Raw genomic sequence first — 18,132 nt, 5'->3', positions numbered from 1 at the left:
GGGTTAATACTGGTCTTCGTAGCGCTTGGCGAGATCTTCGATGTTCTCGGGCGGCCATGCCGGCACTTCCATGCCGAGGTGCAGGCCCATGGAAGCGAGAACTTCCTTGATTTCGTTCAGCGACTTGCGACCAAAATTCGGAGTGCGAAGCATTTCGGCTTCGGTCTTCTGAATGAGATCGCCGATATAGACGATGTTGTCGTTCTTCAGGCAGTTCGCCGAACGGACCGAAAGTTCCAGTTCGTCGACCTTCTTGAGGAGCGCCGGGTTGAACGCCAGTTCCGTGACCGATTCCTCTTCGGCTTCCTTCTGCGGCTCGTCGAAGTTGACGAAGACCGAGAGCTGGTCCTGGAGGATGCGGGCCGCGAATGCGATCGCATCTTCGCCCGTGACGGAACCGTCGGTCTCGATGGTCATCGTCAGCTTGTCGTAGTCGAGAACCTGGCCTTCACGGGTGTTTTCCACCTTGTAGGACACTTTCTTGACCGGCGAATACAGGCTGTCGACCGGGATGAGGCCGATCGGCGCGTCTTCGGAGCGGTTGCGGTCGGCCGGGACATAGCCCTTGCCGTTGTTGACCGTGAACTCCATGCGGATCTCCGCGCCCTCGTCGAGGGTGCAGATGACATGGTTGGGGTTCAGGATCTCGATGTCGCCGACCGTCTGGATATCGCCAGCCGTCACGACGCCCGGGCCCTGCTTGCGCACGACCATGCGCTTGGAATCATCGCCATCCATCTTGATGGCGATTTCCTTGATGTTGAGCACGATGTCGGTCACGTCTTCCCGGACACCCGGGATGGACGAGAACTCATGCAGCACGCCGTCGATCTGCACGGCGGTGACAGCCGCACCGCGCAGCGACGACAGGAGAACGCGACGCAGCGCGTTGCCGAGGGTCAGGCCGAAGCCACGCTCCAGCGGCTCGGCAACAAGGCTTGCCTTGGTGCGGCCGGAGGAGGTGAACTCGACCTTGTTCGGCTTGATCAGTTCCTGCCAGTTTTTCTGGATCATATGTTTTGCCTTCCGTTCGCCGCCACCATCCAATCGTGACGGCCGAGCCCTGAAGTTCCGCGAAAGCCGGAAACCGGCTTCCGCGAGAGTTCGAATGCGATGATCAGACGCGGCGCTTCTTGCGCGGGCGGCAACCGTTGTGCGGGATCGGGGTCACGTCGCGGATCGACGTGATCATGAAGCCGGCAGCCTGGAGGGCGCGCAGAGCCGATTCACGGCCGGAACCCGGACCGCAGACTTCGACTTCCAGCGACTTCATGCCGTGTTCCTGAGCCTTCTTGGCGCAGTCTTCGGCTGCGATCTGGGCGGCGAACGGGGTCGACTTGCGCGAACCCTTGAAGCCCTTCGCACCGGCCGACGACCAGGCAATCGCGTTGCCCTGTGCGTCGGTGATGGTGATCATCGTGTTGTTGAACGAAGAATTGACGTGAGCAACACCCGAGGTGATGTTCTTGCGTTCGCGACGGCGGACGCGTGCGGCTTCCTTGGCCATGGATAGTCCTTTCGTTGATCTCGACACCGCCGTAATTCCAGCGGCTCCACCGGGCTGGGGTGAAAACCTGCCCTGAACAGTATTTGCAGATGCGCCCGAAGGCCGCGTCTGCGGCGATATCGTCACTGCCGTAATGCCAGCAGCTCCACCGACCGGGGCATTTGCCTGGCGCAACACCCCGCTCGAAACTCAAAAGAGGCCGGCGCGGCGCGCCAGCCTCCTGTTCCCCGTTTCCGGGAAATTACTTCTTCTTGCCTGCGATGGCCTTGGCCGGACCCTTGCGGGTGCGGGCATTGGTGTGCGTGCGCTGGCCGCGGACCGGAAGGCCGCGACGGTGACGCAGGCCGCGGTAGCAGCCGAGGTCCATGAGACGCTTGATGTTCATCGAGGTCTCGCGACGCAGGTCGCCTTCGACCTGGTAGTCGCGGTCGATGGCTTCGCGGATCTGAAGGATTTCAGCATCCGTGAGCTGGTGCACGCGACGATCGGCCGGGATGCCGACCTTCTCGATGATTTCCTGTGCAAACTTCGGGCCGATCCCGTGAATGTAACGCAGCGCGATGACGACGCGCTTTGCAGTCGGGATGTTGACGCCAGCGATACGTGCCACGCCTGTTCTCCTTGCTTCCAGTTGCCATCCGGCAAGTGGTCTTCTTCATTCGATACGGCAAAAGCCGCTGCTCATCTATGATGCCGCATGACCTTGCCCTGGTTCGTTCCGCTCCAGGGGATCATGCGGTGAGGTTCGGGACATGTCGAAAACGACCGCACCCGGACTTCGTTCTTCTGAAATCCGCGCCGATCGCAATGGTATGTCGCGAGTTGGCGCTGTCATAAGGGGAATCGGCCGAAAAAGTCAACTCCCGGCCGGATCCTTTTTCGCCCGATCTCAGGCGTTCTCCAGGATTCCGGCGATCTCCGCGGTCACCTTGTCGACATTGGCCATGCCATCGACCGTCTGGAGCCTGCCGGTCGAGGCATAGTACTTCGACAGCGGCGCCGTTTTCTCGCGGTATTCCGTGAGGCGGCGCTTGAAGGCTTCCGGGTTGTCGTCCGAGCGGACGGTGCCGCCGGCGGCGATCGTCTCGGCCACGCGGGTCTCCATGCGCTTGACGAGCGCATCCTCGTCGACCTTCAACTCTATGACGGCATCGAGCGAAAGGCCCTTGCCGGCGAGGATCTGGTCGAGGGCTTCGGCCTGCGGAACCGTGCGCGGGTAACCGTCGAGGATGAAGCCCCTGGCACAGTCAGGCGAATCGATTCGGTCGGACACGATCTCGTTGACGATCGCGTCGGAGACGAGCTGGCCGGCATCCATGACGGCCTTCGCACGCTTGCCCACATCCGTACCGGCGGCAACGGCCGCGCGCAGCATGTCACCCGTGGAGAGCTGCGGAATGCCGTGCCTCTCCGTCAGGAGCTTGGCTTGCGTCCCCTTGCCAGCCCCCGGCGGCCCCAGAAAAATCAGTCTCATCGTCCCCTCTTTCCGCCACGCAGCTTCGACTTCTTGATCAGCCCCTCATATTGCTGAGCAATCAGGTGGCCCTGTATCTGTGCTACAGTATCCAAGGTCACGCTGACAACAATCAAAAGCGACGTACCACCAAGGTAGAACGGCACCCCGGTCTGCGCGATGAGAATTTCGGGAAGGATACAGACGAAGACGAGATAGAGCGCGCCGATGACCGTGACACGGGTCAGCACGTAGTCGATATATTCGGCGGTGCGCTCGCCCGGGCGGATGCCCGGAATGAAGCCGCCGTGCTTCTTCAGATTGTCGGCCGTGTCCTTCGGATTGAAGACGATGGCCGTGTAGAAGAAGGCGAAGAAGGCGATCATGCCGGCATAGAGCAGCATGTAGAGCGGCTGGCCGTGGCCGAGGGCGGCGATGACGGCCGTTGCCCAGGCCGGCAGCTCGGCCGTGTTCGAGAAGCCCGCCAGCGTCGCCGGCAGCAGCAGCAGCGAGGAGGCGAAGATCGCCGGGATGACGCCCGCGGTGTTGAGCTTCAGCGGAAGGTGCGACGTGTCGCCCTGGAACATGCGGTTGCCGACCTGTCGCTTCGGATACTGGATCAGAAGCCGGCGCTGGGCACGTTCGACGAAGACGATGAGCGCGATGACGCCGACGGCCATGACCACGACGGCGATGACCACGCCGATCGACAGGGCGCCCGTGCGGCTGAGTTCCAGCGTGCCGGCGAGTGCGCTCGGCAGGGCCGCGACGATGCCGGCGAAGATGATCAACGAGATGCCGTTGCCGATGCCGCGCGAGGTGATCTGCTCACCCAGCCACATCAGGAACATGGTGCCGCCGAGCAGCGAGATGACGGTGGAAATGCGGAAGAACCAGCCCGGATCGTTGACCAGCCCTGCCCCGCTCTCAAGGCCCACCGCGATGCCGTAGGCCTGCAGCGTGCCGAGCAGCACCGTGCCGTAGCGCGTGTACTGGTTGATGATCTTTCGGCCCTGCTCGCCTTCCTTCTTCAGCTGTTCCAGCGAGGGAACGACCGAGGTCATCAGCTGCACGATGATCGACGCGGAAATATACGGCATGATGCCGAGCGCGAAGATCGCCATGCGCTCGACGGCGCCGCCGGAGAACATGTTGAAGAGGCCGAGAATGCCGCCAGACTGGCCGCGGAAGGCCTGCGCGAAGGCTTCGGGGTTGAGGCCCGGCAACGGGATATAGGTGCCGAGACGATAGACGAGCAGCGCGCCCAGCGTGAACCAGAGACGCTTCTTCAGATCTTCCGCCTTGGCGAAAGTCGAGAAGTTGAGATTAGAGGCAAGTTGTTCCGCTGCCGAAGCCATGCATTTCTCCGCGAAGCCGATCCGGCGGCGGTGAGCCCGGCCAGGTCCGGATTGGCTGATCCGTTGGCACGCCCCCTCGCCCCTCCTCGGACCGACGGACCATGCTGAAATTCGTCTTGCCCCTCTGCCGGTGCAGCAAAGCGGGCGGATGGAGCCTAAACCGGTTGAAACGCGGATTGTCAAGCAATCCCGGCCTCACCCTGGCTTTTAATTCCGGACAACAGCGGGAAGAAGAATCCCGGCCGTCGTTGTGAGGCTCACATATGGGAGCAAAATCGCCCGGTGTGAAGCACACCGGGCGATAATTTCGTCGAATTATTCAGCGGCTTCCGCAGCGGCCGAGAGCAGCTTGACCGAGCCGCCGGCCTTTTCGATCTTCTCGATCGCCGGCTTGGAGGCACCGGCGACTTCGAAGGTCACCTTGGCCTTCAGTTCGCCGTCGGCGAGGATGCGGACACCGTCCTTCTCGCGGCGGATGACGCCGGCAGCCTTGAGGGCGGCTGCATCAACGGTCGCCTTGGCATCGAGCTTGCCGGCATCGATCGCCTTCTGGACGCGGTCCAGGGACACGATGACGAAGTCGGATGCGAAGATGTTGTTGAAGCCGCGCTTCGGCAGGCGACGGTAGATGGGCATCTGACCGCCTTCGAAGCCGTTGATGGCGACGCCAGAACGGGCCTTCTGACCCTTGACACCGCGACCACCGGTCTTGCCCTTGCCGGAACCGATACCGCGACCGACGCGCTTGCGGTTCTTCGAGGAGCCTTCGTTGTCCTTGATTTCGTTGAGTTTCATGATCTATCCCCTCACTTCTCTTCGACGACGCGAACGAGGTGCTGGACGGCACGGATCATGCCGCGGACAGACGGGGTGTCTTCCAGCGTGCGAACCCGATGCATCTTGTTGAGGCCCAGGCCGACCAGCGTTGCGCGCTGGATGGCCGGACGGCGGATGGGGCTGCCGATCTGCTCGACAGTCACCGTCTTCTTTGCGGTTTCTTTCTTAGCCATGGCTCACAGCTCCTTATTCTTCGGAAGCGACGCCGGCGGACGCACGACGGGCCTGCAGCGTGGCGTACTTCATGCCGCGCTGTGCCGCGATGTCCTTCGGGTGCATCTGGCTCTTGAGAGCGTCGAACGTCGCACGGATCATGTTGTACGGGTTCGAGGAGCCGGTCGACTTGGCGACGACGTCATGAACGCCGAGCGTTTCGAAGACGGCGCGCATCGGGCCACCCGCGATGATACCGGTACCGGCCTTGGCCGAACGCAGAAGCACCTTGCCGGCGCCGTGGCGGCCGTGCACGTCGTGGTGCAGCGTGCGGCCGGAGCGCAGCGGAACGAAGATCAGGTCGCGCTTGGCGGCTTCGGTGGCCTTCCGGATCGCTTCCGGAACTTCACGTGCCTTGCCATGGCCGAAGCCGACGCGGCCCTTCTGGTCGCCGACGACGACGAGCGCTGCAAAACCGAAACGACGGCCGCCCTTGACGACCTTCGCGACGCGGTTGATCGCGACGAGCTTGTCGACAAACTCGCTGTCGCGCTCTTCGCGGTTCTGGCGGTCATCGCGACCGCGCTTTTCCTGTGCCATTGTCCTTTTCCTTTTTCTTTTCCGGGTGCAATCGGCAGATTGACGAAAGTCGCCTCCATTTCAGCAATGGAAGCGACCGATACCCTGCTGAGGATCGGCGGGGCGCTTTTCGCGCCCGGCCGAATGATCAGAAGTTCAGACCACCTTCACGGGCAGCTTCGGCGAGAGCCTTGATGCGGCCGTGATAGATGAAGGCGCCACGGTCGAAAACGACTTCCTTGACGCCTGCCTTGACGGCACGCTCGGCGATGAGCTTGCCGACGGCAGCGGCCGCTGCCGTGTCGGCGCCCGTCTTCAAGGACGAGCGCAGATCGGTGTCGAGCGTGGAGGCGGACGCAAGCGTCTTGCCGGCCACGTCGTCGATGACCTGTACGTAGATGTTCTTCGACGAGCGATGAACCGACAGGCGCGGACGGCCATTGGCGACCGCCTTGATGGAACGGCGCACGCGGTTGGCGCGGCGCTGGAGAGCTTCTTTCCTGCTAGCCATTTCGCGTGATCCTTACTTCTTCTTGCCTTCTTTGCGGACGATCCGCTCTTCGGCATACTTGACGCCCTTGCCCTTGTAGGGCTCGGGGCCACGGTATTCGCGGATTTCCGCGGCGACCTGGCCGACCTGCTGCTTGTTGATGCCGGAGACGACGATTTCCGTCGGCTTCGGAACAGCGATCGAGATGCCTTCCGGCGTCTGGTAGACGACGTCATGGCTGAAGCCGAGGGCCAGCTGCAGGTTCTTGCCCTGGAGCGAGGCGCGGTAACCGACGCCGTTGATTTCGAGCTTGCGCTCGTAGCCGTCCTTGACGCCCTTGAAGATGTTCTCGACCATCGTGCGGGACATGCCCCACTTGGAACGAGCATCCTTGCTATCATTGACCGGCTGGACGACAACGGAGTTGTCTTCGAGCTTCACCGAAACTTCGTCGTTCGCAACGAAGAACAGTTCGCCCTTCGGGCCCTTCGCGGTGACCTTCTGACCATCGACGGTCGCGGTGACACCAGCGGGAACCGGAACGGGCTTCTTACCGATACGAGACATTGTTTTATCCTGTCTGTTCGTTATGGAAATTCCTGCTCAGCCTTAGAAGACCGAGCAAAGAATCTCGCCACCAACGTTCTGTTCGCGTGCCTGGTGATCGGCCATCACGCCCTTCGGGGTCGAAAGGATGGTGATGCCGAGGCCGTTCGCGACCTGCGGAATGGACTTTACCGAGACATAGACCCGGCGGCCCGGCTTGGAGACGCGGTCGATCTTGCGGATCACCGATGCGCCTTCATAGTACTTGAGTTCGATGTTCAGCTCGGACTTGCCGTTGCCGAATTCGACTTCCGAATATCCGCGGATGTAGCCTTCGGACTGAAGGACATCCAGAACGCGGGCGCGCAGCTTGGAAGCGGGCGTCGAAACGCTCGACTTGCGGCGTGCGGCGCCGTTGCGGATACGGGTGAGCATATCGCCCAAGGGATCAGTCATTGCCATGTGCCCGTCTCCTTACCAGCTCGACTTGACGATGCCCGGCACCTTGCCGAGATTGCCCAGTTCGCGAAGCGCAATACGCGACATCTTGAGTTTGCGATAGAAAGCGCGCGGACGGCCCGTGACTTCGCACCGGTTGCGGATGCGGGTCTTGGAGCCATTGCGCGGCATTTCGGCAAGCTTCAGGGTCGCCTTGAAGCGCTCTTCGATGGGAAGAGACTGGTTCTGGATGATCGCCTTGAGGGCGGCACGCTTGGACGCCTGAGCGGCGACCAGCTTGCGGCGGCGGTTGTTCTTCTCGACTGCGCTGGTTTTAGCCATAACAGTTGTTATCCTTCTTTACGCTTGTCGTTACGGTCAGGCGCGGAACGGGAAGTTGAACTCTTTCAGAAGAGCCCGTGCTTCGTCGTCCGTCTTTGCCGTCGTGCAAACGATGATGTCCATGCCCCACATCTGATCAACCTTGTCGTAGTTGATCTCCGGGAACACAATGTGCTCCTTGATGCCCATGGCGAAGTTGCCACGGCCATCGAAGGACTTCGGGTTCAGACCACGGAAGTCGCGTACGCGGGGCAGCGCGATGTTCACGAGGCGATCCAGAAATTCATACATGCGGGCGCCGCGAAGGGTGACCTTCGCGCCGATCGGCATGCCTTCACGGACCTTGAAGCCCGCGATGGAGTTGCGGGCGCGCGTGATGACCGGCTTCTGGCCGGCGATCGCCGCGAGGTCGGCGGCAGCAACGGTCGGCTTCTTCGAGTCGCCCGTGGCTTCGCCTACGCCCATGTTGATGACGATCTTCTCGAGACGCGGGATCTGCATCTCGTTGGCGAAGGAGAACTGCTCCTGAAGCGCCTTGCGGATACGCTCGACGTATTCCTTCTTGAGGCGCGGCTCATACTTGGTGTCAGCCATCGATCGACACTCCCGAACGCTTTGCTACACGAACCTTCTTGTCGCCCTCGATCTTGAAACCGACGCGGGTCGGCTTGCCGTCCTTGGGGTCGGCGATCGCGATGTTCGACAGGTGGATCGAAGCTTCCTTGGTGATGATGCCGGCTTCCTGGGTCTGGGTCTGGCGCTGGTGACGCTTCACCAGGTTGATACCCTTGACGACCGCACGGTCTTCTTTCGGCATGACCTGAACAACTTCACCGGTACGACCCTTGTCCTTGCCGGTGAGCACGACGACCTTGTCGCCCTTACGAATCTTTTGCATGGCCATCGCTCCTTACAGTACTTCCGGAGCCAGCGAGATGATCTTCATGTGGTTCTTGGCGCGGAGTTCGCGCGGAACCGGTCCGAAGATACGGGTGCCGATCGGCTCTTTCTTGTTGTCGATCAGGACGGCTGCGTTGTTGTCGAAACGGATCACGCTGCCATCGGGACGGCGGATGTCCTTGGCGGTGCGCACGACGACCGCCTTCATCACGTCACCCTTCTTCACGCGGCCGCGCGGAATCGCTTCCTTGATCGAGACGACGATAATGTCGCCGACCGAAGCGTACTTGCGCTTGGAGCCGCCCAGCACCTTGATGCACATGACACGACGTGCGCCGGAATTATCCGCGACGTCGAGGTTAGTCTGCATCTGAATCATGTCAGGTCGCCTTCTTGTTTTACCGGACTGGTTGGGCAAAAGCCCCCTGGTCCAGCTTATGGAAATTCATGTTTTCGCGCGGGATGGTCTCTTGCCAGGGTGGTTTCCTCAGATCGGCGAGCCGATGGGACCTTCCGTGCGCTCAAAGCAAAAGACGCTCGTGATTCCGAGCGTCCTTGCGCTGCTTCATACAGATTTCTGCGCCGAACACAAGGGCCCGGCGCAAAATCGAAGAGCCTTTCCGCTTTTCTTAGGAAAACGAAAAGGCTCCATTCCCTTTCGGGCCACAATTCCGGACGCAAAAACGCTTCGCACTTTTGCTGGAATTGTTCGATTTTAAGCGTGGGCCGATACGACGGTCCAGCGCTTGTCCTTCGAGATCGGGGCGCATTCCTGGATGGAAACGACGTCGCCGACCTTGTACTGGTTGGTTTCGTCATGCGCCTTGTACTTCTTGGACCGGCGAACGGTCTTCTGAAGCAGGGGATGGGCAAAACGGCGTTCGACGCGAACGACAACGGTCTTGTCGTTCTTGTCGCTGACAACAGTGCCCTGCAGAATGCGTTTCGGCATATTATTTGGTCCTTAGGCCTTGGCTTCTGCCGCCTTCTGGCGGGCAATGGTCTTGACGCGCGCGATGTCCTTGCGGACTTCGTTGATGCGCGAGGTCTTCTCGAGCTGGCCGGTGGCCTTCTGGAAGCGCAGGTTGAACTGCTCCTTCTTCAGCTTGGCAAGCTCTTCGTTGAGCTGGTCGGCGCTCAGCGCCTTGACGTCTGCGGCTTTCATGGCGCTCGCTCCTTACTCTGCAATGCGCTGTACGAAGCGCGTCTTGACCGAGAGCTTGGCCGAGCCGAGGCGAAGCGCTTCACGCGCGATTTCCTCGGAAACACCGTCGATCTCGAACATCATACGGCCGGGCTTGACCTTGGCTGCCCAGTATTCGACCGAACCCTTACCCTTACCCATGCGGACTTCCGTCGGCTTGGCGGTGACCGGGACGTCGGGGAACACGCGGATCCACACACGGCCGGCACGCTTCATGTAACGGGTGATCGCACGGCGGGCCGCTTCGATCTCGCGTGCGTTCACGCGGTTCGGTTCCTGAGCCTTCAAGCCGAACTCGCCGAAGGCGAGCTCGGAGCCGCCCTTGGCGACACCCTTGATGCGGCCCTTGAACTGCTTGCGGTACTTGGTACGCTTTGGCTGCAACATTTTTTTACTTCTCCGATATTGGCTGCCAAACGCGACTGTTACGCGTTTTCACGACGGCGGTCGCCACGATCGCGATCGCGGCTTGCGGGGCCCTGGCTGTCGCTTTCGCTTGCACGACGCTCAGAGGCCATCGGATCGTGCTCAAGGATTTCGCCCTTGAAGATCCAGACCTTGATGCCGCAGATGCCGAATGCGGTTTCGGCTTCCGCCGTACCGTAGTCGATGTCTGCACGCAGCGTGTGAAGCGGAACGCGACCTTCGCGGTACCATTCCGTACGGGCGATTTCCGCGCCGCCGAGACGGCCGGCGCAGGTGATCTTGATGCCTTCGGCGCCAAGACGCATCGCCGACTGAACAGCGCGCTTCATCGCACGGCGGAAAGCCACGCGGCGCTCGAGCTGCTGGGCGATCGACTGGGCGACGAGGGTCGCGTCGACTTCCGGCTTGCGCACTTCAACGATGTTGAGGTGCGTTTCGGAGTTCGTCATCTCGGAAAGCTTCTTGCGGAGCTTCTCGATGTCCGCACCCTTCTTGCCGATGATCAGACCCGGGCGAGCCGAGTGGATCGTGACGCGGCACTTCTTGTGCGGGCGCTCGATGACGACCTTGGCGATACCGGCCTGCTTCAGCTCGTCCATGACGAACTTGCGGATCTTCAGGTCTTCGTGGAGCAGCTGGCCGTATTCGGCGTTGTCGGCGAACCAACGGCTGTCCCAGGTACGGTTGATGCCGAGGCGGAAACCGATCGGATTAATCTTCTGGCCCATTATGCGGCCTCCCCTTTGGCTTCGACTTCACGGACGACGATCGTCAGATGCGAGAAAGGCTTCTCGATCCGCGATGCACGGCCGCGGCCACGAGCGGCAAAGCGCTTCATGACGATCGACTTGCCGACATACGCCTCGGCGACGATGAGCGAGTCAACGTCGAGGTCGTGGTTGTTTTCTGCGTTGGCGATCGCAGACTCGAGCGTCTTCTTGACGGTCTCGGCGCTACGCTTGCGCGAGAACTCAAGCTCGGCGAGAGCCCGGTCGACCTTCTTGCCGCGGATGAGCGCAGCAAGCAGGTTGAGCTTCTGGGGGCTGACGCGGATCGTGCGCGCGATAGCCTGCGCCTCGTTATCCTTCAGCCGACGTTCGGCTTTAGCCTTACCCATCGTTACTTCCTCTTCGCCTTCTTGTCCGCACCGTGACCGTAATAGGTCCGGGTGGGAGCGAATTCACCAAACTTGTGGCCGACCATGTCTTCGTTGACGGCCACCGGGATGTGCTTGCTGCCGTTGTAGACGCCGAAGGTGAGACCTACGAACTGCGGCAGGATCGTGGAGCGACGGCTCCAGATCTTGATAACTTCGCTGCGACCGCCTTCACGAACCTTCTCAGCCTTCTTGAGAAGATAGCCGTCAACAAACGGGCCTTTCCATACTGAACGAGCCATTCCTGACTACCTCTCTTACTTCTTCTTCAAGTGGCGCGAGCGCATGATGAACTTGTCCGTGGACTTGTTCGAGCGGGTGCGCTTGCCCTTGGTCGGCTTGCCCCACGGGGATACCGGATGGCGGCCGCCCGAGGTGCGGCCTTCACCACCACCGTGCGGGTGGTCGACCGGGTTCATGACGACACCGCGGTTATGCGGGGTCTTGCCGCGCCAGCGCGTGCGACCGGCCTTGCCGTCGTTGATGTTGCCGTGATCCGGGTTGGATACGGCGCCGACCGTTGCAAGGCAGGACGAGTGAACCAGGCGCTGCTCGCCCGAGTTCAGGCGAAGGATCGCCATGCCCTGGTCGCGACCGACGAGCTGGACGAAGGTGCCGGCGGAGCGGGCGATCTGGCCGCCCTTGCCCGGCTTCATCTCGACGTTGTGAACGATCGAGCCGACCGGGATGTACTGCAGCGGCATGGTGTTGCCGGGCTTGACGTCGACCGCCTTGTTGGAGGCGATGACCTTGTCGCCGGCCGCCAGGCGCTGCGGGGCCAGGATATAGGCCTGCTCGCCGTCGGCATAGCTCACCAGAGCGATGAACGCCGTGCGGTTCGGGTCGTATTCCAGGCGCTCGACCGTGCCCTCGACGTCGAACTTGCGACGCTTGAAGTCGACGAGACGGTAGGTGCGCTTGTGACCGCCGCCGATGAAGCGGGCCGTGATGCGACCGAGGTTGTTACGGCCACCGCTCTTGGAGAGACCTTCGGTCAGAGCCTTTACGGGCTTGCCCTTGTAAAGGCCCGACCGATCGACGATGACCAGCTGGCGCTGGCTCGGAGTGGTCGGGTTGTAGCTTTTCAATGCCATTTTTCTGTTTCCTTTTATCCGACTGCCCGATTAGAGCCCGGTGGAGACGTCGATGGACTGACCGTCAGCAAGCGTGACGATAGCCTTCTTGACATCTCCCTGCCGGCCGGAGAAGCCGCGGAAACGCTTGATCTTGCCCTTGCGGACGAGCGTGTTCACAGCCGTGACCTTGACGCCGAAGAGTGCTTCGACCGCAGCCTTGATCTCAGGCTTGGAAGCGCGCTTGGCGACGTTGAAGACGATCTGGTTGTTTTCGGAGACCAGCGTCGACTTTTCGGTGATCGAGGGGGATACGATCACATCGTAGTGGCGAAGATCCGTCATTTGAACCGCTCCTCGAGGGCTTCTACAGCAGCCTTGGAGAGCACGAGCTTGCCGCGGCGCAGGATGTCGTAAACATTGATACCCTGGATCGGAAGAACATCCACGTTCGGGATGTTGCGTGCTGCGAGCTTGAAGTTGCCGTCAAGTTCAGCGCCGCCGATGAAGAGGGCATTGGTGAGGCCGAGCGAAGCGAATGCGCCGGCGAGAGCCTTCGTCTTTGCTTCCGCGGCGACGAGGTCGTCGACGATGATGACGTCGTCAGCCTTGATCTTGGCCGAGAGGGCGTGACGCAGGCCGAGCGCGCGAACCTGCTTGGGCAAGTCGTGGGCGTGGCTGCGGGATACCGGGCCGTGAGCCTTGGCACCGCCGCGGAACTGCGGAGCGCGCGCGGAATGGTGACGAGCGCGGCCCGTACCCTTCTGCTTGTACATCTTGGCGCCGGTGCGGGAAACTTCACCGCGGGTCAGCGACTGGTGCGTGCCCTGCTGCTTCTTGGCGAGCTGCCAGCGGATGACGCGGGCGATGATGTCTTCGCGCGGCTCCAGGCCGAAGATCGCGTCGGAGAGGGAGACCTTGCCGGCGTCCTTCCCGTCGAGGGTCGTGACTTTGAGATCCATGATCAGGCTCCCTTACTTGGCTGCGGCGCGCACGGCGGCCGGACGCGGAGCGTCTGCCGGGGTGCCGGACTTGACGGCGTCACGGACAACGATCCAGGCGCCCTTGGAGCCCGGGACTGCGCCCTTGACGAGGATGAGACCGCGTTCTTCGTCGGTGGAGACGACTTCGAGGTTCTGGGTGGTGACGCGCGTCTGGCCCATGTGGCCGGCCATGCGCTTGCCCTTCCAGACCTTGCCCGGGTCCTGGTTGTTACCCGTCGAACCGTGCGAACGGTGCGAGACGGACACGCCGTGCGTTGCACGAAGACCGCCGAAGTTGTGGCGCTTCATGGCACCGGCGAAACCCTTACCGATCGTGGTGCCGGTGACGTCGACGAGCTGGCCCGCGACGAAATGGCTTGCGGTCAGTTCCGCACCGATCTCGATGAGGTTGTCTTCCGAAACGCGGAACTCGACGAGCTTGGCCTTTGGCTCGACGCTTGCGGCGGCGAACTGGCCGCGCAGTGCCTTTGCCGTGTTCTTCACCTTGGAAGAGCCGGCGCCGAGCTGAACGGCCGTGTAGCCGTTCTTGTCCTGCGTACGCTGGGCAACGACCTGGACGTTATCCAGTCGCAATACTGTTACCGGGATGTGCTCACCTGCGTCGTTATAGACGCGAGTCATCCCTACTTTCTGTGCAATCACACCTGAACGCATGGTTCAATCCTCTTAGAAGTCCTGGCGGGATCGTGACGTCCCGTCATGCCTCTTGGTTTAAGGATTCCACTTCAGCCTTTCGGCCGTCGGGTTTCCCGTTTTCAGAAGACGTCGGCTTGCGCCACGTACCTTCCTTGTTATTTCGGCTTACGCCGGACTTAGAGTTTGATCTCTACGTCTACACCGGCCGCAAGATCGAGCTTCATGAGAGCATCGACCGTCTGGGGCGTCGGATCTACGATGTCGAGCAGGCGCTTGTGGGTGCGCATCTCGAACTGTTCACGGCTCTTCTTGTCCACGTGGGGCGAACGGTTGACGGTGAACTTTTCAATACGGGTCGGGAGCGGAACGGGGCCGCGGACGCTTGCGCCGGTGCGCTTTGCCGTCGACACGATCTCGCGCGTGGAGGCATCAAGGATCCGGTGGTCAAACGCCTTGAGGCGGATGCGGATGTTCTGGCCGTTCATACGACTATTCCTTAGTTCGTTACTCGCGCGATTCTCTTGGGAAATGCGCGTTTTTGATTCTGGCGGTTCCCATAAAGGAACGCACACGAAAACACAATTGCCGAAAGGCCAGTCCGCTAAATTTTCAAAGACCGGAGGGGCAGGGTTGTCCCCTGCCCTTCCTATTTCAGCGGCTTGACGCCTTCAGACTTACTCGACGATCGAAGCGACGATGCCGGCGCCGACGGTGCGACCGCCTTCGCGGATCGCGAAGCGCAGCTTCTCTTCCATCGCGATCGGAACGATCAGCTCGACGTCGACCGTAACGTTGTCGCCCGGCATCACCATTTCCGTGCCTTCCGGAAGCGTCACGATGCCCGTCACGTCCGTCGTGCGGAAGTAGAACTGCGGACGGTAGTTCGTGAAGAACGGCGTATGACGGCCGCCTTCTTCCTTCGTCAGGATGTAGGCTTCGGCCTTGAACTTCTTGTGCGGCTTGACCGAACCCGGCTTGCACAGGATCTGGCCACGCTCGACGCCGTCACGGTTCACACCGCGCAGCAGCGCACCGATGTTGTCGCCCGCCTGGCCCTGGTCGAGCAGCTTGCGGAACATCTCGACGCCCGTGCAGGTCGTCTTCGTCGTCGGGCGGATGCCGACGATCTCGATTTCCTCACCGACCTTGACGATGCCGCGCTCGACGCGACCGGTCACGACCGTGCCGCGGCCCGAGATCGAGAACACGTCTTCGATCGGCATCAGGAACGGCTGGTCGATCGGACGCTCCGGCGTCGGGATGTAGGCGTCGACCTGAGCCATCAGCTCGCGGATCGCGTCTTCGCCGATCTTCTTGTCCGAATCTTCCAGAGCGGCCAGAGCCGAGCCCTTGACGATCGGAATGTCGTCGCCCGGGAAGTCGTAGGACGACAGAAGCTCGCGCACTTCCAGCTCGACGAGCTCGAGAAGCTCGGCGTCGTCGACCTGGTCGACCTTGTTGAGGAACACCACGATCGCCGGAACGCCGACCTGGCGGGCCAGCAGGATGTGCTCGCGGGTCTGCGGCATCGGGCCGTCGGCAGCCGAGCAGACCAGGATCGCGCCGTCCATCTGGGCAGCACCGGTGATCATGTTCTTCACGTAGTCGGCGTGGCCGGGGCAGTCGACGTGCGCGTAGTGACGGTTCGGCGTCTCGTATTCGACGTGTGCCGTCGAGATGGTGATGCCGCGGGCCTTCTCTTCCGGAGCCGCGTCGATCTGGTCGTACGCCTTGAACTCGCCGAAATACTTCGTGATCGCTGCCGTCAGCGACGTCTTGCCATGGTCAACGTGGCCGATCGTGCCGATGTTTACGTGAGGCTTGTTGCGCTCAAACTTACCTTTTGCCATTTCCGGCTCTCCGTTCCTGATCCCGATAGGGGAAATTCATACAATGAGTTGGGGCGTACCCCGGTCACTTCTGACCGGAGTACTTTGCCTGGATTTCCTGCGCGACGTTCGAGGGAACCGGCGCATAGTGGTCGAAGACCATCGAGTACTGGGCGCGGCCCTGCGACATGGAGCGCAGGTTGTCCACGTACTTGAACATGTTGGCCAGCGGCACGTTGGCGGAGATCACGACGGCGACGCCGCGCGATTCCTGGCCCTGGATCTGGCCGCGACGGGAGTTCAGGTCGCCGATGACGTCGCCGACATAGTCTTCCGGCGTCACGACCTCGACCTTCATCATCGGCTCCAGCAGCTGGGCGCCGGCTTCGCGGGATGCTTCACGGAAGCAGGCGCGCGATGCGATTTCGAAGGCGAGGACCGAGGAGTCGACGTCGTGGAAGGCGCCGTCGATGAGCGTCGCCTTGACGCCGAGCATCGGGAAGCCTGCGAGCGGACCGGAGGACAGAACGCTTTCGATACCCTTCTGGACGCCCGGGATGTATTCCTTCGGAACAGCACCGCCGACGATCTTGGATTCGAATGCGAAATCTTCGCCTTCCGGGTTCGGTTCGAACACGAGCTTCACGCGGGCGAACTGGCCGGTACCACCGGTCTGCTTCTTGTGCGTGTAGTCCTTCTCGGTCTTGCGCGTGATCGTCTCACGGTAGGCGACCTGCGGCGCGCCGACATTGGCTTCGACCTTGAACTCGCGACGCATGCGGTCGACGATGATGTCGAGGTGAAGTTCGCCCATGCCCGCGATGATCGTCTGGCCGGACTCTTCGTCGGTCTTGACGCGGAAGGACGGGTCTTCGGCGGCCAAGCGGTTGAGCGCGAGGCCCATCTTTTCCTGGTCGTTCTTCGTCTTCGGCTCGATCGCGATCTGGATGACCGGCTCGGGGAATTCCATGCGCTCGAGGATGACCGGCTTCAGCGGATCGCAGAGCGTGTCGCCCGTCGTCGTGTCCTTGAGGCCGGCGAGAGCGACGATGTCGCCCGCGAAGGCTTCTTCGATGTCTTCACGCGAGTTGGAGTGCATCTGCAGCATGCGGCCGACGCGCTCGCGCTTTTCCTTGACCGTGTTCATGACCGACGTGCCCTTTTCGAGCTTGCCGGAATAGATGCGGGCGAAGGTGAGCGAACCGACGAAGGGGTCGTTCATGATCTTGAACGCGAGCATGGAGAGCGGCTCGTTGTCGTCTGCGTGACGCTCGATCTCGGCTTCCGTCTTGACGTCGATGCCCTTGATCGCCGGGATGTCGGCCGGGGACGGCAGGTAGTCGACGACGGCGTCGAGGAGCGGCTGGACGCCCTTGTTCTTGAACGCGGTACCGCAGAACATCGGGTGGAACTTCACGTCGATGGTGCCGCGACGAACGAGTTCGCGGATCTTGTCGTTGTCCGGGTAGTTGCCTTCGAGATAGGCTTCCATCGCGGCCTCGTCGATCTCGACGACGGTCTCGATGAGCTTCTCGCGATACTCCTCGGCCTTTTCCTTCATGTCTTCCGGGATCTCGACGACGTCCCACTGGGCGCCGAGCGATTCATCACGCCAGACGAGAGCGTTCATCTCGATGAGGTCGACAACGCCCTTGAACTCGCTTTCAGCGCCGATCGGCAGCTGCATGACGACGGCGGTCGCACCGAGGCGCGACTTGATCATCGACACAGAGCGGTAGAAGTCCGCGCCGGTCTTGTCCATCTTGTTGCAGAAGATCATGCGCGGAACGTTGTACTTCTCAGCCTGACGCCAGACGGTTTCCGTCTGCGGCTCCACGCCGGCATTGGCGTCGAGAAGGGCGATCGCACCGTCGAGAACGCGCAGCGAACGCTCGACTTCGATGGTGAAGTCGACGTGGCCGGGGGTGTCGATGATGTTGAAGCGGCGGGTCTTGCCGTCACGGCCCTTCCAGAAGGTCGTGGTGGCAGCCGACGTGATCGTGATGCCGCGTTCCTGCTCCTGCTCCATCCAGTCCATCGTGGCGGCGCCGTCATGGACTTCGCCGATCTTGTGGGACTTGCCGGTGTAGTAGAGGATGCGCTCGGTCGTCGTCGTCTTGCCGGCGTCGATATGCGCCATGATACCGAAATTTCGGTAGTCTTCGATTTTATATTCGCGAGCCATTAACGGACTCCTTTCG

28 protein-coding genes are annotated in these 18,132 nt (G+C 61.5%); all 28 read right to left on the bottom strand.

What is annotated here, in order from left to right; all coding sequences use genetic code 11:
• Positions 1-3 precede the first annotated feature (3 nt).
• The 28 genes from WMC41_RS07940 to fusA all read right to left on the bottom strand — a co-directional run bounded on the left by WMC41_RS07940 (position 4) and on the right by fusA (position 18,116).
• Positions 4-1,014, bottom strand: a complete 1,011-nt coding sequence (locus WMC41_RS07940) for a DNA-directed RNA polymerase subunit alpha (RefSeq protein WP_064329868.1) — start codon at positions 1,012-1,014, stop codon at positions 4-6.
• 103 nt (positions 1,015-1,117) lie between these two features.
• Positions 1,118-1,507, bottom strand: coding sequence for a 30S ribosomal protein S11 (gene rpsK, locus WMC41_RS07935; protein ID WP_023513823.1), 390 nt, complete (start codon positions 1,505-1,507; stop codon positions 1,118-1,120).
• A 241-nt stretch (positions 1,508-1,748) separates the two neighbouring features.
• Positions 1,749-2,117 (bottom strand): 30S ribosomal protein S13, encoded by a 369-nt coding sequence (rpsM, locus tag WMC41_RS07930; protein ID WP_064329867.1) that lies wholly within the window; start codon positions 2,115-2,117, stop codon positions 1,749-1,751.
• Between the two features lie 279 nt (positions 2,118-2,396).
• Positions 2,397-2,981 (bottom strand): adenylate kinase, encoded by a 585-nt coding sequence (locus WMC41_RS07925; RefSeq protein WP_244765682.1) that lies wholly within the window; start codon positions 2,979-2,981, stop codon positions 2,397-2,399.
• On the bottom strand, positions 2,978-4,318 hold the full coding sequence (gene secY / locus WMC41_RS07920; RefSeq protein ID WP_244765683.1) for a preprotein translocase subunit SecY: 1,341 nt from the start codon (positions 4,316-4,318) through the stop codon (positions 2,978-2,980). Before secY ends, WMC41_RS07925 begins: the two co-directional genes overlap by 4 nt.
• A gap of 315 nt (positions 4,319-4,633) precedes the next feature.
• Positions 4,634-5,113, bottom strand: coding sequence for a 50S ribosomal protein L15 (gene rplO / locus WMC41_RS07915; RefSeq protein ID WP_244765684.1), 480 nt, complete (start codon positions 5,111-5,113; stop codon positions 4,634-4,636).
• Positions 5,114-5,124: 11 nt separating this feature from the next.
• Entirely contained in the window at positions 5,125-5,328 is a 204-nt protein-coding gene (gene rpmD, locus WMC41_RS07910; RefSeq protein ID WP_064329863.1) for a 50S ribosomal protein L30, read from the bottom strand.
• A 13-nt stretch (positions 5,329-5,341) separates the two neighbouring features.
• The gene (rpsE, locus tag WMC41_RS07905) at positions 5,342-5,908 is read right to left on the bottom strand and encodes a 30S ribosomal protein S5 (protein WP_023515494.1); all 567 of its coding nucleotides are present in this window, start codon (positions 5,906-5,908) and stop codon (positions 5,342-5,344) included.
• Between the two features lie 127 nt (positions 5,909-6,035).
• Positions 6,036-6,398: a 50S ribosomal protein L18 gene (gene rplR, locus WMC41_RS07900; protein ID WP_064329862.1), complete on the bottom strand. Its 363-nt coding sequence runs from the start codon at positions 6,396-6,398 to the stop codon at positions 6,036-6,038.
• A gap of 12 nt (positions 6,399-6,410) precedes the next feature.
• Entirely contained in the window at positions 6,411-6,944 is a 534-nt protein-coding gene (rplF, locus tag WMC41_RS07895) for a 50S ribosomal protein L6 (protein ID WP_244765685.1), read from the bottom strand.
• A gap of 42 nt (positions 6,945-6,986) precedes the next feature.
• Entirely contained in the window at positions 6,987-7,385 is a 399-nt protein-coding gene (rpsH, locus tag WMC41_RS07890; RefSeq protein WP_023517482.1) for a 30S ribosomal protein S8, read from the bottom strand.
• A 12-nt stretch (positions 7,386-7,397) separates the two neighbouring features.
• Complete coding sequence (gene rpsN / locus WMC41_RS07885; protein ID WP_244765686.1) at positions 7,398-7,703, bottom strand: 30S ribosomal protein S14; 306 nt, start codon at positions 7,701-7,703, stop codon at positions 7,398-7,400.
• A gap of 36 nt (positions 7,704-7,739) precedes the next feature.
• On the bottom strand, positions 7,740-8,297 hold the full coding sequence (rplE, locus tag WMC41_RS07880) for a 50S ribosomal protein L5 (protein WP_272805246.1): 558 nt from the start codon (positions 8,295-8,297) through the stop codon (positions 7,740-7,742).
• Positions 8,290-8,601 (bottom strand): 50S ribosomal protein L24, encoded by a 312-nt coding sequence (rplX, locus tag WMC41_RS07875; protein ID WP_064329857.1) that lies wholly within the window; start codon positions 8,599-8,601, stop codon positions 8,290-8,292. The genes rplE and rplX overlap by 8 nt, the downstream gene beginning before the upstream one ends.
• 12 nt (positions 8,602-8,613) lie before the next feature.
• Positions 8,614-8,982, bottom strand: coding sequence for a 50S ribosomal protein L14 (gene rplN, locus WMC41_RS07870; protein WP_018328276.1), 369 nt, complete (start codon positions 8,980-8,982; stop codon positions 8,614-8,616).
• A gap of 336 nt (positions 8,983-9,318) precedes the next feature.
• The gene (gene rpsQ / locus WMC41_RS07865) at positions 9,319-9,555 is read right to left on the bottom strand and encodes a 30S ribosomal protein S17 (RefSeq protein WP_024270442.1); all 237 of its coding nucleotides are present in this window, start codon (positions 9,553-9,555) and stop codon (positions 9,319-9,321) included.
• Between the two features lie 12 nt (positions 9,556-9,567).
• Positions 9,568-9,768 carry a 50S ribosomal protein L29 gene (gene rpmC / locus WMC41_RS07860; protein ID WP_024270441.1) on the bottom strand — a complete coding sequence of 67 codons (201 nt, stop codon included), beginning with the start codon at positions 9,766-9,768 and terminating at the stop codon, positions 9,568-9,570.
• Positions 9,769-9,780: 12 nt separating this feature from the next.
• A complete protein-coding gene (gene rplP / locus WMC41_RS07855; protein ID WP_024270440.1) occupies positions 9,781-10,194 on the bottom strand; it encodes a 50S ribosomal protein L16 in 414 nt (137 codons plus the stop codon).
• A 38-nt stretch (positions 10,195-10,232) separates the two neighbouring features.
• Positions 10,233-10,961, bottom strand: a complete 729-nt coding sequence (gene rpsC, locus WMC41_RS07850; RefSeq protein ID WP_244765688.1) for a 30S ribosomal protein S3 — start codon at positions 10,959-10,961, stop codon at positions 10,233-10,235.
• Complete coding sequence (gene rplV / locus WMC41_RS07845; RefSeq protein WP_023514179.1) at positions 10,961-11,350, bottom strand: 50S ribosomal protein L22; 390 nt, start codon at positions 11,348-11,350, stop codon at positions 10,961-10,963. The genes rpsC and rplV overlap by 1 nt, the downstream gene beginning before the upstream one ends.
• A 2-nt stretch (positions 11,351-11,352) precedes the next feature.
• Entirely contained in the window at positions 11,353-11,631 is a 279-nt protein-coding gene (gene rpsS / locus WMC41_RS07840) for a 30S ribosomal protein S19 (protein WP_023517272.1), read from the bottom strand.
• 15 nt (positions 11,632-11,646) lie between these two features.
• Positions 11,647-12,483 (bottom strand): 50S ribosomal protein L2, encoded by an 837-nt coding sequence (rplB, locus tag WMC41_RS07835; protein ID WP_244765689.1) that lies wholly within the window; start codon positions 12,481-12,483, stop codon positions 11,647-11,649.
• Between the two features lie 30 nt (positions 12,484-12,513).
• Positions 12,514-12,807 carry a 50S ribosomal protein L23 gene (locus tag WMC41_RS07830; protein ID WP_064329854.1) on the bottom strand — a complete coding sequence of 98 codons (294 nt, stop codon included), beginning with the start codon at positions 12,805-12,807 and terminating at the stop codon, positions 12,514-12,516.
• Positions 12,804-13,424, bottom strand: coding sequence for a 50S ribosomal protein L4 (gene rplD, locus WMC41_RS07825; RefSeq protein WP_064329853.1), 621 nt, complete (start codon positions 13,422-13,424; stop codon positions 12,804-12,806). Before rplD ends, WMC41_RS07830 begins: the two co-directional genes overlap by 4 nt.
• A 12-nt stretch (positions 13,425-13,436) precedes the next feature.
• Positions 13,437-14,120: a 50S ribosomal protein L3 gene (gene rplC, locus WMC41_RS07820; protein WP_119258431.1), complete on the bottom strand. Its 684-nt coding sequence runs from the start codon at positions 14,118-14,120 to the stop codon at positions 13,437-13,439.
• 158 nt (positions 14,121-14,278) lie between these two features.
• Complete coding sequence (gene rpsJ, locus WMC41_RS07815) at positions 14,279-14,587, bottom strand: 30S ribosomal protein S10 (RefSeq protein WP_003507767.1); 309 nt, start codon at positions 14,585-14,587, stop codon at positions 14,279-14,281.
• Between the two features lie 189 nt (positions 14,588-14,776).
• Positions 14,777-15,952, bottom strand: coding sequence for an elongation factor Tu (gene tuf / locus WMC41_RS07810; RefSeq protein WP_244765691.1), 1,176 nt, complete (start codon positions 15,950-15,952; stop codon positions 14,777-14,779).
• 64 nt (positions 15,953-16,016) lie between these two features.
• Positions 16,017-18,116 (bottom strand): elongation factor G, encoded by a 2,100-nt coding sequence (gene fusA, locus WMC41_RS07805; protein ID WP_244765692.1) that lies wholly within the window; start codon positions 18,114-18,116, stop codon positions 16,017-16,019.
• Positions 18,117-18,132: the final 16 nt, after the last annotated feature.

This window comes from Shinella yambaruensis (assembly GCF_050859155.1).
Classification (GTDB): domain Bacteria; phylum Pseudomonadota; class Alphaproteobacteria; order Rhizobiales; family Rhizobiaceae; genus Shinella; species Shinella yambaruensis.
Note: the sequence above shows the minus strand (reverse complement) of the source record. Positions and strands in the feature narration are given on the sequence as shown.

What these genes read in the sequence shown, in the direction of transcription:
- WMC41_RS07940 (WP_064329868.1), bottom strand. Translation starts at nt 1,014, where the DNA reads ATGATCCAGAAAAACTGGCAGGAACTGATCAAGCCGAACAAGGTCGAG.
- rpsK (WP_023513823.1), bottom strand. Translation starts at nt 1,507, where the DNA reads ATGGCCAAGGAAGCCGCACGCGTCCGCCGTCGCGAACGCAAGAACATC.
- WMC41_RS07925 (WP_244765682.1), bottom strand. Translation starts at nt 2,981, where the DNA reads ATGAGACTGATTTTTCTGGGGCCGCCGGGGGCTGGCAAGGGGACGCAA.
- secY (WP_244765683.1), bottom strand. Translation starts at nt 4,318, where the DNA reads ATGGCTTCGGCAGCGGAACAACTTGCCTCTAATCTCAACTTCTCGACT.
- rplO (WP_244765684.1), bottom strand. Translation starts at nt 5,113, where the DNA reads ATGAAACTCAACGAAATCAAGGACAACGAAGGCTCCTCGAAGAACCGC.
- rpmD (WP_064329863.1), bottom strand. Translation starts at nt 5,328, where the DNA reads ATGGCTAAGAAAGAAACCGCAAAGAAGACGGTGACTGTCGAGCAGATC.
- rpsE (WP_023515494.1), bottom strand. Translation starts at nt 5,908, where the DNA reads ATGGCACAGGAAAAGCGCGGTCGCGATGACCGCCAGAACCGCGAAGAG.
- rplR (WP_064329862.1), bottom strand. Translation starts at nt 6,398, where the DNA reads ATGGCTAGCAGGAAAGAAGCTCTCCAGCGCCGCGCCAACCGCGTGCGC.
- rplF (WP_244765685.1), bottom strand. Translation starts at nt 6,944, where the DNA reads ATGTCTCGTATCGGTAAGAAGCCCGTTCCGGTTCCCGCTGGTGTCACC.
- rpsH (WP_023517482.1), bottom strand. Translation starts at nt 7,385, where the DNA reads ATGGCAATGACTGATCCCTTGGGCGATATGCTCACCCGTATCCGCAAC.
- rpsN (WP_244765686.1), bottom strand. Translation starts at nt 7,703, where the DNA reads ATGGCTAAAACCAGCGCAGTCGAGAAGAACAACCGCCGCCGCAAGCTG.
- rplE (WP_272805246.1), bottom strand. Translation starts at nt 8,297, where the DNA reads ATGGCTGACACCAAGTATGAGCCGCGCCTCAAGAAGGAATACGTCGAG.
- rplX (WP_064329857.1), bottom strand. Translation starts at nt 8,601, where the DNA reads ATGCAAAAGATTCGTAAGGGCGACAAGGTCGTCGTGCTCACCGGCAAG.
- rplN (WP_018328276.1), bottom strand. Translation starts at nt 8,982, where the DNA reads ATGATTCAGATGCAGACTAACCTCGACGTCGCGGATAATTCCGGCGCA.
- rpsQ (WP_024270442.1), bottom strand. Translation starts at nt 9,555, where the DNA reads ATGCCGAAACGCATTCTGCAGGGCACTGTTGTCAGCGACAAGAACGAC.
- rpmC (WP_024270441.1), bottom strand. Translation starts at nt 9,768, where the DNA reads ATGAAAGCCGCAGACGTCAAGGCGCTGAGCGCCGACCAGCTCAACGAA.
- rplP (WP_024270440.1), bottom strand. Translation starts at nt 10,194, where the DNA reads ATGTTGCAGCCAAAGCGTACCAAGTACCGCAAGCAGTTCAAGGGCCGC.
- rpsC (WP_244765688.1), bottom strand. Translation starts at nt 10,961, where the DNA reads ATGGGCCAGAAGATTAATCCGATCGGTTTCCGCCTCGGCATCAACCGT.
- rplV (WP_023514179.1), bottom strand. Translation starts at nt 11,350, where the DNA reads ATGGGTAAGGCTAAAGCCGAACGTCGGCTGAAGGATAACGAGGCGCAG.
- rpsS (WP_023517272.1), bottom strand. Translation starts at nt 11,631, where the DNA reads ATGGCTCGTTCAGTATGGAAAGGCCCGTTTGTTGACGGCTATCTTCTC.
- rplB (WP_244765689.1), bottom strand. Translation starts at nt 12,483, where the DNA reads ATGGCATTGAAAAGCTACAACCCGACCACTCCGAGCCAGCGCCAGCTG.
- WMC41_RS07830 (WP_064329854.1), bottom strand. Translation starts at nt 12,807, where the DNA reads ATGACGGATCTTCGCCACTACGATGTGATCGTATCCCCCTCGATCACC.
- rplD (WP_064329853.1), bottom strand. Translation starts at nt 13,424, where the DNA reads ATGGATCTCAAAGTCACGACCCTCGACGGGAAGGACGCCGGCAAGGTC.
- rplC (WP_119258431.1), bottom strand. Translation starts at nt 14,120, where the DNA reads ATGCGTTCAGGTGTGATTGCACAGAAAGTAGGGATGACTCGCGTCTAT.
- rpsJ (WP_003507767.1), bottom strand. Translation starts at nt 14,587, where the DNA reads ATGAACGGCCAGAACATCCGCATCCGCCTCAAGGCGTTTGACCACCGG.
- tuf (WP_244765691.1), bottom strand. Translation starts at nt 15,952, where the DNA reads ATGGCAAAAGGTAAGTTTGAGCGCAACAAGCCTCACGTAAACATCGGC.
- fusA (WP_244765692.1), bottom strand. Translation starts at nt 18,116, where the DNA reads ATGGCTCGCGAATATAAAATCGAAGACTACCGAAATTTCGGTATCATG.